Origin of the sequence: Haloarcula quadrata (assembly GCF_003634715.1) — an archaeon.
Lineage (GTDB): Archaea > Halobacteriota > Halobacteria > Halobacteriales > Haloarculaceae > Haloarcula > Haloarcula marismortui.
Window position 1 is genome coordinate 2,765,837 of record NZ_RBWW01000001.1, and the last position, 16,011, is coordinate 2,781,847.

Annotated in this window: 16 protein-coding genes; 13 read left to right on the forward strand and 3 right to left on the reverse strand. The window is 65.8% G+C overall.

Translation table 11 applies throughout. The features are described from left to right. Window positions 1-5 precede the first annotated feature (5 nt). From BDK61_RS14275 to BDK61_RS14300, 6 genes are all read left to right on the forward strand, one after another. Window positions 6-866 (forward strand): DUF7284 family protein, encoded by an 861-nt coding sequence (locus BDK61_RS14275; protein ID WP_121303946.1) that lies wholly within the window; start codon window positions 6-8, stop codon window positions 864-866. After that, complete coding sequence (locus tag BDK61_RS14280) at window positions 854-3,856, forward strand: DUF7286 family protein (protein WP_121303565.1); 3,003 nt, start codon at window positions 854-856, stop codon at window positions 3,854-3,856. Before BDK61_RS14275 ends, BDK61_RS14280 begins: the two co-directional genes overlap by 13 nt. A 50-nt stretch (window positions 3,857-3,906) precedes the next feature. Next, window positions 3,907-4,335, forward strand: coding sequence for a DUF5791 family protein (locus tag BDK61_RS14285; protein WP_007188794.1), 429 nt, complete (start codon window positions 3,907-3,909; stop codon window positions 4,333-4,335). After that, a complete protein-coding gene (locus tag BDK61_RS14290) occupies window positions 4,332-5,222 on the forward strand; it encodes an SDR family oxidoreductase (RefSeq protein ID WP_121303566.1) in 891 nt (296 codons plus the stop codon). Before BDK61_RS14285 ends, BDK61_RS14290 begins: the two co-directional genes overlap by 4 nt. A 48-nt stretch (window positions 5,223-5,270) precedes the next feature. Then, window positions 5,271-6,455, forward strand: coding sequence for a DHH family phosphoesterase (locus tag BDK61_RS14295; RefSeq protein ID WP_121303567.1), 1,185 nt, complete (start codon window positions 5,271-5,273; stop codon window positions 6,453-6,455). Window positions 6,456-6,527: 72 nt separating this feature from the next. Further along, window positions 6,528-7,613: an aldo/keto reductase gene (locus BDK61_RS14300; RefSeq protein WP_121303568.1), complete on the forward strand. Its 1,086-nt coding sequence runs from the start codon at window positions 6,528-6,530 to the stop codon at window positions 7,611-7,613. Here the strand turns inward: BDK61_RS14300 and BDK61_RS23480 are convergent, their stop codons facing one another. Continuing rightward, a complete protein-coding gene (locus BDK61_RS23480; RefSeq protein WP_004517187.1) occupies window positions 7,614-7,784 on the reverse strand; it encodes an HVO_0758 family zinc finger protein in 171 nt (56 codons plus the stop codon). A gap of 119 nt (window positions 7,785-7,903) precedes the next feature. Between BDK61_RS23480 and BDK61_RS14305 the strand changes: the two genes are divergently transcribed. From BDK61_RS14305 to BDK61_RS14325, 5 genes are all read left to right on the forward strand, one after another. Further along, on the forward strand, window positions 7,904-9,040 hold the full coding sequence (locus BDK61_RS14305; RefSeq protein WP_004957982.1) for an MFS transporter: 1,137 nt from the start codon (window positions 7,904-7,906) through the stop codon (window positions 9,038-9,040). A 32-nt stretch (window positions 9,041-9,072) separates the two neighbouring features. Continuing rightward, window positions 9,073-9,543 (forward strand): DUF7109 family protein, encoded by a 471-nt coding sequence (locus BDK61_RS14310; RefSeq protein ID WP_121303569.1) that lies wholly within the window; start codon window positions 9,073-9,075, stop codon window positions 9,541-9,543. 91 nt (window positions 9,544-9,634) lie between these two features. Beyond that, complete coding sequence (locus BDK61_RS14315) at window positions 9,635-10,255, forward strand: NUDIX hydrolase (protein ID WP_004957985.1); 621 nt, start codon at window positions 9,635-9,637, stop codon at window positions 10,253-10,255. A 70-nt stretch (window positions 10,256-10,325) separates the two neighbouring features. After that, entirely contained in the window at window positions 10,326-11,111 is a 786-nt protein-coding gene (locus BDK61_RS14320; protein ID WP_121303570.1) for a DUF7388 family protein, read from the forward strand. After that, a complete protein-coding gene (locus BDK61_RS14325) occupies window positions 11,112-12,215 on the forward strand; it encodes an NAD(P)/FAD-dependent oxidoreductase (protein WP_121303571.1) in 1,104 nt (367 codons plus the stop codon). Between the two features lie 30 nt (window positions 12,216-12,245). On the opposite strand, the gene BDK61_RS14330 is transcribed toward BDK61_RS14325, so the two are convergent. Continuing rightward, window positions 12,246-12,770, reverse strand: coding sequence for an Hsp20/alpha crystallin family protein (locus BDK61_RS14330; RefSeq protein ID WP_004957992.1), 525 nt, complete (start codon window positions 12,768-12,770; stop codon window positions 12,246-12,248). Further along, entirely contained in the window at window positions 12,767-12,925 is a 159-nt protein-coding gene (locus BDK61_RS23485) for a DUF7559 family protein (RefSeq protein WP_004517194.1), read from the reverse strand. The genes BDK61_RS14330 and BDK61_RS23485 overlap by 4 nt, the downstream gene beginning before the upstream one ends. A gap of 104 nt (window positions 12,926-13,029) precedes the next feature. On the opposite strand from BDK61_RS23485, the gene BDK61_RS14335 reads away from it, so the two are divergent. Next, on the forward strand, window positions 13,030-13,827 hold the full coding sequence (locus tag BDK61_RS14335; RefSeq protein ID WP_007188785.1) for a DUF429 domain-containing protein: 798 nt from the start codon (window positions 13,030-13,032) through the stop codon (window positions 13,825-13,827). A 69-nt stretch (window positions 13,828-13,896) separates the two neighbouring features. Next, the gene (locus BDK61_RS14340; RefSeq protein WP_121303572.1) at window positions 13,897-15,819 is read left to right on the forward strand and encodes an ABC transporter ATP-binding protein; all 1,923 of its coding nucleotides are present in this window, start codon (window positions 13,897-13,899) and stop codon (window positions 15,817-15,819) included. The last annotated feature ends 192 nt before the right edge of the window (window positions 15,820-16,011 follow it).

The following is a 16,011-nucleotide window of genomic DNA, read 5'->3' on the forward strand; positions in this document are numbered from 1 at the left end:
GAGCAATGAGTGCCGTCGCCGACGTGACGGTGTTCCTCCTGCTCATCGGTGCGGCCGCGGGGACCCTTGTGAGCGGTGTCGGGGTCGAGAACCCGGCGACGACCACAAACCCTGCGGCCGAGCAAGCGTCGACGCTGGCGACGAGCACCGCGAGCGTCGAGTATGATTTGCTCGTCCCACCGTCAGAGCACCGCAGGCCACCCGACCACGCCACGCGACGGCAACGGACGAGCCACGGGACCGTCGCGGAACTGCTCGGTGAGGCGGCGATGAGCAGCGTCACCGTGGGGGGCGAGCGAGTATCGAGCGCCGGCACGGACTTTGAGTCACGAGTCGCTGCGGCGACGCGTGACAGACTCCACAGCCGCGGGCATCGAACGTCCGCCCGCGTCACTTGGGCACCGTATCCCGGTGCGCCAGTCAGCGGGGAGTACCGCGTCGGCAACCGGCCGCCGGATACTGTAGACGTTCGAGCGGCGACGGTGACCGTCCCGAGCGGGATGGAGAACGTCTCGGAGCCGGCCCGGGAAGCGGCGAAGACTGGTGGTTACGACGGTGTGGCGACGGTCGTGGCCCGGAGTGTTGTCGACGGCCTGTTCCCGCCGACACAGTCGCGGTACGCCCTCCGCGGCGATTACCCCGCAGACGTGCTGATGGCCACGCGGTACGAGCGCATGGCCGACCTGACAGGGACGAACGTTGCCGTTAAGCGACAGTCGACAGTCGAGATGAACCGCGACCTGACCGCGGCCCTCGCCGCTCGGCTTCGGACCGATATGCGGTCGCGGTACGACTCGCCAGCAGACGCCGCCAGCGCCGTCCGAACGAGTCGTGTCCGCGTGACTGTCAGGACGTGGTCACCGTGAGAGACGACACTCGCGGCCGCGTCCCCTTCGCGTTGCTCGGCGTTCTCCTGCTGGTGAGCAGTCTCACGCTGGCCCCAACGTTCGTCAGCGAACCGGCTCCAAGCGAAACAGCCGTTGAGCGGGCACTTGACGAGGCCACGGCGGAGACACAGGTCGCCGTGCGGGACGGCGTCTCGACGGCTGGCCAGCAGGCAGCGGCGAACCCAGTCATCACGCCGGCCAACACACCCGCTGGTCGGGTCCTGAACGACTCGACAGCGTTTCGGGACGCGCTCAGAATCCGCGCCTATCTCCGGGTCGCGGACCAACTGGAGCGCGTCTCCGGCCGAAGCGGTGACGTGACCGTGACCGCCAGCCTGCCGGCGGTTTCTAACATGCGCGGTCTCCGAGCGGCGAAACGCCGCGTCTCGGTCGAACGTGCTGGGCCGAACAAAACCGCGATGCGGGCGACGGTCGAGGATGTCGTCCTGACGGTTCGGCGCAACGGCGCAGTGGTTTCGACGCGGCGCGTGTCGCCGACCGTCGTCGTTCCGAACCAGGCGGTCATGCTCCACGACCAGGTGTCAACCTACCAGACGCGGTTGAACAACGGTCTGGACAAGCCAGGCCTGAGCCAGCGGATGACAGCGCGGCTGTACCCGATGGCGTGGGCGAGGGGGTACGCGCAATACGGCGGCGCTGGCATCGAAAACGTCGTCGCAAACCGGCACGTCTCGCTGGCGGCGAACGGCGCACTGCTCGGCGTCCAGCGGTCGACCTTCGGCCGGAGTGACCCGGCGGGTCGCCGTGCGCTGAAAGAGGCAACAGCGGTGACCGGAATCAAAGACATAATTCGGGGCAGCAGGGGAACCGCTGTCTCCAGCGATGTGGTCGGCCAAGCCCAGTACAAGCCGATCAGTGAGACACCGCCGCGTTCGAAATCCACAACGGGTCCAAGCTCGACCGATTCGATGACCGTTGGCGTCAACGAGACGGCCGACACCGCGTTCCGGTCCGTCACCAAGCCGTCAGCGCTCAACGAGACGCTCGAAGACGCATACACGGTCGAGGTAGCGCTGGAAACCGACAAACATCGACTGGGCGGGGGGCCGCCGGGGACGCCGTCGTCGCCGGGCACCGACTGGACACTGGTCGCCGACCGGACGACCACCGCTACAAAGACAGTCGGGAACGCCAGCGGTCGCGTTGCAACGCCGGACAGTTGGCATACTTTGGAGACGTTCAGCCGGACTGTCGAGCGCCAGTACACACGGACCGCCGTCTGGCAGAACGGGTCCGTTCGCCAGCGCACAACGACGTCAAGCACCATGCGCTATCGCGTGACCGTCGCCGTCGTCGGCCGCCATCACGGCCGTTCACCGGCACCGAACCGCTCGATTCGGACCGCACACGACGCCAGCCCGAGTCCGCTGAACGGGTCGAACCTTGCCGACGTGGAGCCGAAAGCAATGGACGTGCTCGTCAGTCACGCCGGGGGTCGGGACGGAGTGGCCGAGCGAGTCGTCGACGACAGCCTCAGCCGGACAGAGGCGACAGTGACGGCTGACCAACCGCCAGAGCTGCGGAACTGGGTGTATCGGGACCTGATGAGTCTGCGGGCGTCAGTCCGTAACACGACCGTCACCGTTGAGCGCGGACGTGTCGGGACCTTCGAGACGAATCCTCCGCAGGAACTCCGAGAACGGGTCGGACAGCGTCGTGCTACCCTTGCGGCCGTGCCGGACACCTACGACAGCGCGGCCCAGAAGGCCCGCGTCGCGGCCCGGCTGACCTATCTGAATGCAGTGTTGGCGGAGCTAGATAGGCAGGCCTCGGCTCGGGACAGTAACCGGAAGCGAGTCGACGCACAGCTAACGGACCGCACCGAGGGGTCGCTGCGTGCCCTCCGGAAAGGGTTGGCCGCCCGTGAGACGCGCGTCCCCCGGTCACGCCCAGTGCCAGTCGGCCCGGCCGGTCCCGTCAGGACACGGGTCGATACGCAGACGCCATATCTGACGCTGGCCGAACTGGACGAGCGCCGGTATCGCGCGCTGGACGGAAGCGAGCATCCGCTGGTGGCGCGGAACGCGAACGTGTTCACGGTCCCCTACGGCGACGCCGCCGACGCCATCGTTGGCGGTGCATTCGAGAGTGGTGACAGAGTACGCCTCGCAACGGCGGCGAACACACTCGCAGCCGCAAACGAGACACTCAAAAACGGGTCGAACGCCACGCTCACCGCGGAACGCGACGCACTCCAGCGGGAGGTTGCGGCGGCCAACACGGAGATGACGACGACACTCTGGCTGGCAGTCTCCCAGCACACTGAGGCTGAACAGGACGAGAGCAAGGCGATTGTCACTGAAGCGATGTCGCCGTGGGAAACATCAGCGGCCAGAGCACTGGCGCTGACCAACGGCTCCGCTCAGGAACGGGTCGCCCGCGTCGCCGGTGCCCGACTGAACCTCACGCGGGTCGAACGCGACCGCCTCCGCCTGCAACTGCTTTCGGTCGATACGCCGGCGACCAGACCGACGCTGGAGTCGACGAACGGGACGGCCTCGGCGGTGCGGTCCGTTGCGAAAGACGAACTGAGCAGCGCTCTGGCGAATGCCGGCGAACAGAAGGTCCAGCAGCTCGCGAAGAAGCGGCTCGGAACGGACAGGCTCCCAGCGGGCCTCCCGCTGGCACCGCCAGTTACCCCCTGGTACGCGACGGCGAACATCTGGTGGGTGACTGTGGAGGGCGAGTACGCACGGTTCGCCGTCTCCGCGAGTCATGGTCCGCCGAGCGAGCCAGGCGCACGGACCACCTATGCGCGTGACGGGCACAACGTCACGCTCGACGTGGACGGCGACGGCACAGGCGAGCGATTGGGAACCGCCGACCGCGTCTCGTTCCGAGCCGAGACGGGCGTTGTCGTCGTCGTGCCACCCAAACCGCGCGGGGTCGGTGACAAGGGCGGCAACGGTGTGGAAGAATCGAGTGGGTGGCCGGACGCAGGCTCCTGACCCCGGGCCGCATAACCGAAGTAAAATACCCCGGGGCCATACCGATGCCCATGCTTCGAGGCGAGTTTCCGGACGCTGGCGAGCAGTCCCCCGAGGAGTTACTGACGGCCTACGGCACCGTGCTGGCCGAGACAGTCGAGACAGTCGGCGTTGAGGAAATCGTCGCCGAGACCGGTCTCGACCAAGCGACAGTGACAGCGTTCGCCGACGGCGATATCGCCGACCGGACGCTTGATGAGGCGGTCGCTGTGCTGGCGACCGGGCCGAACCGGCCGGACGCGGACGCACTACAGGCCGAAGCACAGGATATCCTCCTTATGGGGATGACGACGGCTGTCATGGACGTTGAGTCTCTCGCCTCCGGTATCGACGACGAACTGGAGCCAAAGGAAATCCAGCAGAAAATCGAGGGCCGCTACCCGGTGACACTGGCCGAGTATGCCCTCTTGCACAGTCACATCGAGGGGGAAAAGCGGTGACGGAGCGCGTCGCCATTCTGGGTTGTGGCTACGTCGGCCTCGAACTCGGGCGGCAGTTGCAAGACGACTACGAGGTCGTTGGCGTTCGCCGGTCCGATGGCGGCATCGCGGCTATCGAGGACGCCGGCTTCGAGGCGGTCCGGGCCGACGTAACCGATCCCGAGTCGCTGTCGGCGGTGCCGGATGCCGACTGGCTCGTCTTCGCCGCAAGCTCCGGCGGCAGGGGTGCCGAGGCCGCCCGCGAGGTGTACGTCGAGGGCCTCCGGACAGCTATCGACCACTTCTGGTCGCGGGCCGACCCGCCCGAGCGACTGGTGTACACTTCCAGTACCGGTGTCTACGGCGACCACGGCGGCGCGTGGGTCGATGAGGAGACGCCGCTGGACCCACAGACCGAGAAGACCGAAGTGCTGGCCGAAGCGGAGCGGGTCGCCCGCGAGCGTCCCGTGGAATACGGCGGCCACGGCTCGGTCGCTCGCTTCGCCGGCCTGTATGGCCCGGACCGCTACCGACTGGATCGGTATCTGGAAGGGCCGGTGACGGCCGGCTACCTGAACATGGTCCACCGGGCCGACGCAGCCGGTGCCGTGCGCCACCTCCTGACCGAGAACCACCGTGACGAAGTCGTGCTGGTCGTCGACGACAAACCAGTCGAAAAGTGGGCCTTTGCCGACTGGCTGGCCGAGCAGTGTGATGTCTCGTTCCCGCCGAAACAGACGACCGAAGAACGACTCGCCGACGAGAGCCTCTCAGAGACCGCAAAGCGCCGTATTCAGACGAGCAAGCGATGCTCGAACGACCGACTCCACGAACTGGGATATGAATTCGAGTACCCGACATTCCGGGAAGGGTACCGCGACGCCGTCCGAGAATACCGGCAAAATTAGCCCTATCGGGGCGAACTTTATTACTGATAGGCTGGCGAACAGCGTGGTATGACACGCGTTGCCGTCGGCGGACTCCAGGTTGACGCCGCCGCGGCGGTCGCTAGCGAGAACCCCCTGCTGATCGCTGGTGTCGCTGTGGTCCTCCTCGCCCTCCTCGGTGCCGGTATCTGGGTGCGTCGGTATCTCAGCCGAACGCCCGGCGAGCGACTGCGTCGGACGCTGACCGGCTACGACCGGATCGCAGTGTTGATGCACCCGAACCCGGACCCGGACGCGATGGCCTCGGCTCTGGCCGTCAGCCAGCTCGTCGCCGGCACCGATACGTCAGCGTCGCTGCTGTACCCCGGGGAGATACGCCGCCCGGAGAACCGGGCCTTCCAGACGGTGCTGGATCTTGATTTCGGCCACATCGAAACTGTCGAAGACATCGACGGAGAGGCCGTCGTCCTCGTCGACCACAACACGGCACGCGGCTTCCCCGGTGCCGAGGAGGTCGAACCGGTCGCCGTCATCGACCATCACCCCGGCAACGGCAGCGGCGACGAGTTCACCGACATCCGGTCCGACTACGGGGCCTGTGCGACCATCTTCGCAAGCTACTTCAATCAGCTAGAATTTGAGTTCAGCGACACACAGGGGACCGGGAGTATCGATATCGACGCAGCACCGGCAGAAACCGTCCCCTGTGCGCTGGCAACGGGGCTGATGTACGGGATTCAGTCGGACACCCGGTCGCTGACAAACGGGTGTCAGTCTGAGGACTTCGCGGCTGCCGCGTTCCTCTACGATGGGATGGACAGCGACCTCCTCAACCGCATCGCAAACCCCCAGGTCGATGCCGAAGTCCTCGACGTGAAATCCCGGGCCATCGGGAAACGGGAGGTGCGAGCGCCCTACGCGTTCAGCGATGTGGGCGAGGTGTCAAACACGGATGCGATTCCACAGGCGGCGGACGAGCTGGAGACGTTAGAGGGCGTCTCGGCAGTCGTCATCGTCGGCGAGAAGGAGGGAACCATGCGCATCGCCGGGCGCTCCCGGGACGACCGCGTCCACATCGGCCGGGCGATAGAGGCTGTCGTCGACGATATCCCGATGGCCGAAGGCGGCGGTCACGCGCGGATGGGCGGCGGGAAAGTCCCGGTCAAGCACATGGCCGGCCTCGGTCCCAGCGATGGCGTCTCCCGTGACGACTTCCGCGAACGGGTGTTCGATGCGATGAGCGGCGAACTGTAACAGGCGACCTGTGCGCGGTCGCCGACCGGGATGAATCTCTGCCCTTTTGTTACTACCCGACCAACAGCCGGTATGGCTACACGGGAGGCGACCTGGGCGTACCGGGACGACCACGACGAGTTCGCACGCACGTTCTACCGCCGGTTCGGCGACGGCGTCGTCTCCAGCATCGGCATCGGCACGTACCTCGGCGACCCGACCGACGAGCGGGACGCGAGCTACCACGACGCCATCGTCACGGCGCTCGAATCCGGCATCAACGTCGTCGACACAGCAATAAACTACCGCCACCAGCGCTCCGAGCGTGTCGTTGGCGACGCCGTCGCGGACGCCGACGTGGACCGTAAGGCAATCGCTGTTGCGACGAAAGGGGGGTTCATCCCATTTGACGGGGCGCGCCCGACTGACCCCGGCGCGTTCGTCCGGTCGGAGTACCTCGACACCGGCATCGTCGACCGCGACGACCTCGTTGCCGGCCAGCACTGCATTGCGCCCGACTACATTGACGATCAGATCGACCGGTCGCTGACGAATCTCGGACTGGATACCATCGACCTCTACTACGTCCACAATCCGGAGACGCAACTGAAAGTGAACTCCCGTGAAGCGGTGTACGACCAGCTGGAGGCGACCTTCGAACAGTTGGAGGAACGGGCGGCGGCCGGCGATATCAACCAGTACGGCGTCGCGACGTGGGAGGCGTTCCGCGTGCCCGCCGACCACGACAGCCACCTCTCGCTTCCAGAGATCGTTGAGCGCGCCCGCGCCGCGGCAGAGACGGTCGGCAACGCGGCGACGCATCTCCGCGCGATTCAGTTGCCGTTCAACGTTGCGATGGCCGACGCGTTCACGGTCGAGTCTCACGACGGCGCGGAGGGGCCACAGTCGGCGCTCTGGTTCGCGCACGAGGCCGGGTTAGACGTGTTCACCAGCGCCTCCATCATGCAGGGACAGCTAGCCGCGGAACTCCCGGACGACGTAGCGGCGAAGCTCTCGGGTGAAACGAGCGCGCAGCGCGCGATTAACTTCGCACGCAGTGCGCCGGGCGTGACCTGCTCGCTGGTCGGCACGGGGTCGGTCGAACACGCCCGGGAGAACGTCGATGCGGGCCGATACGAGCCACTCGGTGCTGACGCGTTCGACGCCGTCTTTGAGTAGCTAGCTGAGTTCCTTCCACTTGCCGTCGCACTCGGGGCAGACGCGCACTTTCCCGACCTCGTCCGGGTCGTTCTCCGTCGCAAGCGGCTCGTCACAGCTGGTACAGGAGAGCCGTCCGTAGTTGTCCTTCTCGACATCGCCGGCCCGGAGGGCCTTCCTCACTGAGTCCATACCTGCCAGTGTGCTACCCGCGTGTAAAAACCCCGTGGCGGCGTTCCGGAACGTTGTTCAGGTTTTCCGCTCTATCGCCGGTCGTGTCACGTCGCCGCATCTTTGGCTCGCTGCTTGGGATGGTGTTCTGCATCAACCTCGGCAGAGTCGTCTTTGCACCGCTTATCGAGCCGATTCGGGCGACAACGGGAGCATCCGATGCGACACTCGGACTGCTCGCAACGATGGCCTGGGCCGGGAGCGCCCTCCCACGGCTCCCCACCGGCGTCCTGCTGACCCGGATATCGCGGGCGAAGGTCATCTTCGGCTCCGGGGTCGTGTTGACGCTTGGAACGACGTTCACCGCGTTCGCGTTCGACCCGACGTTGTTGCTCGTCGGCGCGTTCACTATGGGGCTTGCAAGCGGCGTCTACCTGACCGCAGCGAACACGCTGGTCAGTGAGCTGTTCCCGGAGCGGCCCGGTCGCGCGCTCGGGCAACACGGCGTCGCCGCCCAGCTCGCCGCCGTCGGCGCGCCGGCGCTGATCTCTTTCGTGCTCGTCGTCGGGACATGGCGAACCGCGCTGCAAGGGATAGCTGTCGCCGCGGGAGTGGTAACCGTCGCGTTCACTATCATCGCGAGACGCGCCCAGCTTCCAGACGCCGGGAGCAAAGACCGCGACCTCCTCGGCGCGGCGCGTGCCCAGTGGCACATCATTGTCACCAGCGTCGCTACCATCGGCGTCGCGGGATTGGTCTGGAACGGGCTGTTCAATTTCTATGTCACATACGCCACGAGCGTCGGCCTGTCCGCGGGGTCGGGTCGGACGCTCCTGTTGCTCGCGTTCGGTGCCGGCGTGCCGGCCTTCTACGTCAGTGGTCGGCTGGCCGACCGGCTCCCGTCGATTCCGTACCTGCTGACGATACTTGCGGCATTTACCGGCTGCGTGCTGGTGTTGCCGTCGCTGACCGGGTTCTGGTCGCTGGCCGCGTTCAGCGTTATCGTCGGCTACGTCATCCACAGCATCTTCCCGGCGGTGGACGCGTACCTGCTCGGCTCGCTCCCGGACCGTCACCGCGCAAGCGCCTACGCCACATACGGCGCGGGGATGATGGTGATGCAGGCCCCCGGGAGTGCGCTTGTCGGACGGCTACTTGACGCCGGCGTCACGTTTCCGACGCTGCTTCGCGGCATGGGCGTCGCGTTGCTCGTCGTCCTCGTCGCGATGGTGTCGCTACACCTCAATGGCCGGCTGCCGAGTGCCGCCCGAGCCTAAAGGCTGAAGCCACTCGGTGCCGCGTCACCTGTATGGACCTGCCACCGGACGAGCTGGCTGGCGTCGTCGACCTCTTCGGTTCGCTCACCAGCGCGGAGCTCGTCGATGCCTGCGGCGAACTCGCATTCAAGCAGGGCATCGACGCCGACCCGGACGCGGTTGCTGCGGCCATCGACGGCGCTATCGACTCGTACCACCTCGTCGCCGTTGACGACCACGCCGCCGATACCGACGAGACGCTGCTGGTCGTCGGTCCGGTCGCGTTCCCGGCCCTGCCCGACGGGGCGGCTGATCTCCCCCACATTATGGACGTGCCGGCCCGCGACCTCGCACGCGACGCCGTCATTGAGGCCGTCAAGACCCGCTTCCGAGAGGATGCGGTGATGGCCGTCAAGAACGGCGACGAGGACCGCGTCGAGACACTGCTTGACGTGAGCTACGACATCGAAGCCTGGGAGAATGTCGAAATGGACGGCCTCCGCGACCGTCTGGACGACGTGTGAGCCCGACGCTCCAAAATCCCACATAATTAAATCAGTTAGTTCACACGAGTGAGCCACCCGAATTAATACAGTCCATCACCTATTACAAGCTATGCAGTTTGACCGGGTCGCGGCCCACGAGCCAGTCGTCGTGGACGACGAGCCACAGGAGGCGGCCGTCATCGCTCCGGTCGTCACGCGACCTGCGGGCGAGGCGATACTGTTCACGAAACGCGCTGACCACCTGTCGGACCACCCCGGACAGATGTCGTTCCCCGGCGGCGGTCGCGAACCTGAAGATGATGATTTGCTTCGGACTGCACTTCGGGAAGCAAACGAGGAGATCGGGCTCGACCCGCTGGCGGTCAATGTCCTCGGCCGACTGGACGATATCCGGACCATCACGCGCTACTCCGTGCGTCCATTCGTCGGGCGGATTCCAGACCGCGACTACCTACCCTCGGACGAGGAAGTTGCGGAAATAGTCACCCTCCCGGTGTCGGAGCTGACTGATCTGGACAACTACGAGTCAGAGCACCGCGACCACCCCCACTACGGCGAGATTCGGCTCCACTTCTTCTACGTCGACGGCTACACTGTCTGGGGTGCGACGGCACGGATGCTCGTCCAGTTGCTCGAACTCGCGACCGACTGGCGGGTGCCGCCCGAACCGGACCGGTACATGGAGCCGGACGACGATTTGCCGCCGAGCGTGCGCGACGAAGCTGAGTAACACAGAGCCGGCTGGAGCGGGGCCGAGAGCGACAGAATTTTCCAACCCCGAGGCATTGGTGGCGTACTGGATGACCACGCTTACCGGTGCGACACTGGCGGCCGCCGGCATCGACGCGGTGGCACTCAAGCCGACAGAAGTGGACGTGTCGCAGGCGACAGCCCTCGATGTTGAGACGCTCGCAATCGACTACGAGGGAGCGGCCCACGTCCCAGAGACGGACGTTATCGAGCGACTTGCATCGACTGCCAACGTACGCGTCACCACGCCGGTCCGGGCCAACGGCTTCGACCCGCTGGGCGATGACAGCGGGTTCGACACGCTGCCGGCAGATGCGGGACACGTGCTGGTTGCCGGCCACAGCGCGTATCTCTCAGATGATGAGGCCGCACGGGCCGTCGCACCGCGGTTACGGGCGGCCGTCGACGATACCAGCAATCCGTGGGTCGGTACCGAGGGCATCGAGCGACTCGCGCTGGCAGTCGGAGGCACACAGTACGAACTTCTCTCGCGGACGACCGCCCGCGATGTTCGGACGCTCCGGACGGCGGGCTTCGACGGTTCGATTGCCGTGTACGCCCCGCTGGTGCTCTCGAACAGCGAGGACGCGATGCTGGACGCCGTCGGCGACTACACGGCCCGGCGCGGCCCGGTTCGGAACGCACTGCCCGACGGCGCGCCGACGGACAGCCGAGCGACGGGTCGGGCTAGAGACGTACTCAAACAGGCTATCCGCGATTACGCGCTCGTCGGCTCCGTCGAGACAGTCGCCGAGCGAACCAAGCGACTCCACGACATCGGTGTCGACACGATTGTCGGCTACCCGGCGCGTGGACTCGACCCCTTCCTCTCGTAAATGAACGTCGCCGTCGTTGGCGGTGGGGCCGTTGGCCTGTCGACCGCGCTAGCACTGGTTCGCCGCGGTGCATCGGTCACGGTATTTGAACGTGATACGCTCGGGAGCGGCGCGAGCGGCCGGGCGGCCGGCCTCTGTTACGACGCGTTCGCTGATGACGTGGACGCCGCCGTGGCCGCGGACGCACTCGCTCGCTACCGTGACATGGGCCTGTTCGAGGCCCAGCCCTACGTCTGGGTCGCGCGCACGGAAAGCGACGCCACGGCCGTCCGCGAGCAGATCACGCAGATGCAGGAAAACGGCGTCAGGGTCGAGGCGCTCACACCGGCGGCACTCGGCGACCGCTACCCCGCACTCGAGACCAGCGGCATCGAGGTGGCTGGCCTCGCCCGCGACGCCGGCGTACTCGACCCAGACGAGGTGGTGGCGACGCTCGCCGAAACAGCCCGCGAAGCGGGTGCGACCATCGAGACTGGCACCCCGGTCTCCCTCGATTCGCCGGCGACCGTCGAAACAGCGAACGAGGCTCGGGCGTTCGACGCGGTGGTCGTCGCGGCCGGCCCGCAAACGAAGCCGCTCGTCGCCGATGTCGGCGTCTCGCTCGCGCTGAAAGCCTACCGAGCGCAGGCCCTCGTGACCGAACCGGTCGATGCCACACTGCCGTCGTTCTACGACGCGACACGAGAGTTCTACTGGCGGCCGAAAGCCGACGCACTGCTGGTCGGCAACGGCGCACACGAGGTCGACCCGACGGACTGGAACCCGGACGCGGACGCCGAGTTCGTCACTCGGAGCCTCAACCGGGTCGAGCAGACGGCGGCGCTCACGCCAGCCTGTGACCGAGCCTGGGCCGGCCTGTGTACGGCGACACCCGACGGCGCGCCGCTGGCCGGGCAGGTCGCCGACGGACTCTGGGTAGCCACTGGCTGGCAGGGCCACGGACTCATGCGCGCGCCGGCGATGGGCAACTATCTCGCCGCAGACGTTCTCAATCGCCCGAACCCGCTTTCAGAACACTTGCCTGGTCGCGTCGACCCGACACGGTTCGACGGCTTCGAAGAATTCGCCGCGCTGGACGGCCCGACGCGTGACTGGAACGAGTGAATACGCTGTGAGAAGGAGTATACAGAAGGATCAGGCGTCGTCGTCTTCGCCCTCGTCAGCTGCGTCGGTCACGTCTTCAACATCAGCCGTTTCGCTGTCTGCATCCGCGTCAGTCACCTCAGCAGTCCCGCTATCATCGGTTGCAACGCCGACATCCGTTGCTTCGTCCTCGTCGTGGTCCGTGTCGGCTTTCGGGACGCGGACGTGGAGCGTGCCGTTACTCTTGAGCGTCGCCTGCGCTGTCTCCGGGTCGACAGCGGCATCGCTCGGCAGCGTGACGCTCCCGTCGAGTGCGAGCCCGCGGCCCGGGTAGCGCATTTCGAATCCATCGTAGAAATCGCGGAAGCGGTCGATACGGACCTCCACGCGGTCGTCGACGTACCGGACCTGGATGTCCGACGCCGTCGTGCCGGGCGCGTCGAAGACGACGAGGTAGGCATCGTCTGACTCCAGCAGGTCCGAGGCCAGCGGCTTGTTCTCCTGGACCCGGCCGGCGGCCCGCCCGATGTTCTCGAATATCGCGTCGCTGATAGAGGAGCCGATGTCTCGCATCATAGTTCCACTTCGTCGAGGCAGTCCGTTCCGCCACAGTACGGGCAGGAGAACGCCGCGAGTTCGACATCGTCCGGCATATCGTACGTGTAGTGCATCTCGAACATGTCGAGTTCGCAGCTGTCGTCCGTGCAGACGACCTCCATAGTGGCTGGCATAGTATTTCGTTGGTCCGTCGGGGACAAACCCCTTACGGACGGGGCCGGGGTTACCCCGTCTTGCCAGTCCCAACATTGATGCCGTCACCAGCGTACTCAGGTGTATGAGTGAACGCGTCCTCGGGGCGGATTTCAGCGGCGCAGCAAGCGCTGGCGACGCGCTCTGGGTTACCGAGGCGATACCAACGGACGACGGGCTGACGATTCAACGGTGCTACCGCGGGACCGACGAGTGGGGCCGGGACCGCGAGGCGGCCCACGCCGGCCTCCTCGACCGCATCACCGACAATGATGTGGGCGCTGTCGGGCTGGATTTCCCGTTCAGTCTACCACAGGCGCTACTTGACGCACAATGCGGCGGAACCTGGGACGGCTTCGTCGACTGGCTTGCGAGCGGCAGCGGCCCGACCGACCCGGGGTCGCTTTCGGAGGCCTGTCGGCACACCGCCGAGATGGCGACCGGCAGCCGTGACCTGCGCCGGGAGACGGACTTCCGACGCGGCGCGCTGTGTCCTTACACGAATCGGACGCGCAGTATGACCTTCTACGGCGTCCGGGACGTGCTCGGAAAACTGCGAGACGACGAGGAAACAGCCGTCGTACCGATGGAGGGCTGGGACGCCGAGACGCTCGTCGCCGAGGTGTACCCCGCTGCGACGTTCGGCTGGCTGGGCTGCTACCGCGAGGGGTACAAGAACGTCGACGACCCCCGACAGCGTCGGGAAGCAAACATCGCGGCGGTTGAGGCCTGTAGCGTCACCGTCGGCGACCACCGCGACACCTACCTCGGAAACCACGACGCGCTGGACTCGCTGGCTGCTGTCGTCTCTGCGGGCCGACTGGCCGACGGTGCAAGACCGCCCGCGGCAGGCCCACAGAGCGAAGGCTGTATCTACGTTTGACGACGCAGTGGCGGCAGTGTCTCTGGGTCGAAGCCCGGCATATATCAGCTTCCGGCCCAACTACCGTCTATGCCTGACGACCAGGGCGGCTTCGAAGGCGTCCGTGAGAACGTCGACGGCCACCCGATGGTCAACCTCGTCGGCTACGCTACGCCCTACTGGCTCCGGCTATTCGTCGGCATTCTGGCGGCGTTCTGTACCCGGTTCGCCCGCCTCGTGCCGCCGATAATCGTCGCCGCGGCCATTGACCGCGTCGTCCTCAACAGCGGCGAACCAGGGTTGCTGACCGACGCCGGTCTGTTGCCGCCCGGTCAAATCACTGGCGAAGCCGCCCGAATCGCCTTCCTCCAGCGACTCGTTGTCATCGCGGCCATCGCGTATCTCATCCGGTCGGCAGCGCGTTTCGCATCGAGATACCTCTTGCAATCGAGCGCCCAGAAAATACAGCGGGACCTCCGAAACGAGACGTACGACCACCTCCAGCATCTCTCGCTGTCTTTCTTTGCGAACCACCAGACCGGCGGGATGATGTCGATACTCAACAGCGACATCAACCGGCTGGAGTCGTTTCTGAACACGGAGTTCCGCCAGATGATACGGGTGGTGGCGACCGTCGGCGGTATCGCCGTCATCCTCTACACTTACTCGCCGAAGCTAGCGCTCATCGCGCTCGCACCGGTCCCGATCATCGGCGTCGCCAGCGGCTTCTTCCTTACGTGGATTGAGCCGCGGTATCGCTCGATTCGCCAGACGGTGTCGCGGCTCAACACGCGGCTGGAGAACAACCTCAGCGGCGCGCCGGTCATCAAGGCATTCGACCGGTACGACTTCGAGCGCAAGCGAGTGACCGACCAGAGCCAGGAGTACCACGATGAGAAGGTCGCCGCGCTCCGCATCCGCCGGGCCTTCTTCGCCGGCCTGCGGCTATTGACCGGCATCGTGTTCGTGCTGATTCTGTACGTCGCCGGGATGGACTTCATCACGAATCCACAGGGCGAAACGGCGCTGTCGGCAGGGGCGTTTACCGCTTTCTTCCTCTACATCCGCCGGCTCTACTCCCCGATGCGGCGGGTCGGCAAGTCGGCCAACAAGTACCAGCTCGCCAAATCCAGCGCCGAGCGCGTGTTCGGCCTGCTGGGCCAAGAACCCGAAGTCACCGACCCCGAGGACACCTACAAACCCGATAGCATCGACGGGTCAGTCGAGTTCGACGACGTGACCTTCGGCTACGGCGACGAACCGCCAGTCGTCCGCGACGTGTCGCTGGACGTGCCCGACGGCGCGACCATCGGGCTGGCTGGCGCGACCGGTGCCGGCAAATCAACCTTGCTGAAACTGGTGCCGCGGTTCCACGACGTGGATAGCGGTGCAGTCCGAGTGGATGGCGTCGACGTGCGCGAATACGGCCTCCAGAGCCTCAGGGGCGCAATCGCAATCGTCGAGCAGCAGCCGTACCTGTTCTCGGGGACCGTCGCCGAGAACATCGCCTACGGCGACCGCGAAGTCCTTGACGCTGAGCAGTCGGACGACGAGGCGCGGGGGAGTAGCTGGGAGACCGCACGCGACCGCGTCCGCGACGCGGCGGAAGCCGCACAGGCCCACGAGTTCATCGAGGACCTGCCGGATGGGTACGACACGCAGATCGGCGAGCGCGGCATCAAACTCTCCGGCGGCCAGCGCCAGCGTGTTGCCATCGCCCGGGCCCTGCTGAACGACCCCGAAATCATCATTTTCGATGAGGCGACCAGCGACGTAGACACGGAGACAGAAGACCGCATTCAGGAGAGTATCGAGCAACTGGTCGCGGATCGCACTGCCTTCGTCATCGCCCATCGCCTCTCGACGATTCAGGACGCGGACCGTATCGTTGTGATGGACGACGGCGAAATCGTCGAACGCGGTAGCCACACCGACCTGCTCGCGGCGGACGGCGATTACGCCGACCTCTGGCACGCCCAAGCCGACGACCGAACGGTCAGCGCCGACGACTGAGACTGCTGCTGTCCAAACGTCTCCGGCAGGGAGGTAGTACCAGTGGCACGACCAACTGCGCTGTCTCGAAATAGTTGCTGCCGAGAAATACTTGATTTGCTCATTCGAGTCCCTCAATAGCAGCCAGCATGGCCGCCAGTCAGGTGCACGTTAGCCCCGCTTCCGGTCTGCTGTATCGATGCTTGGTAACGA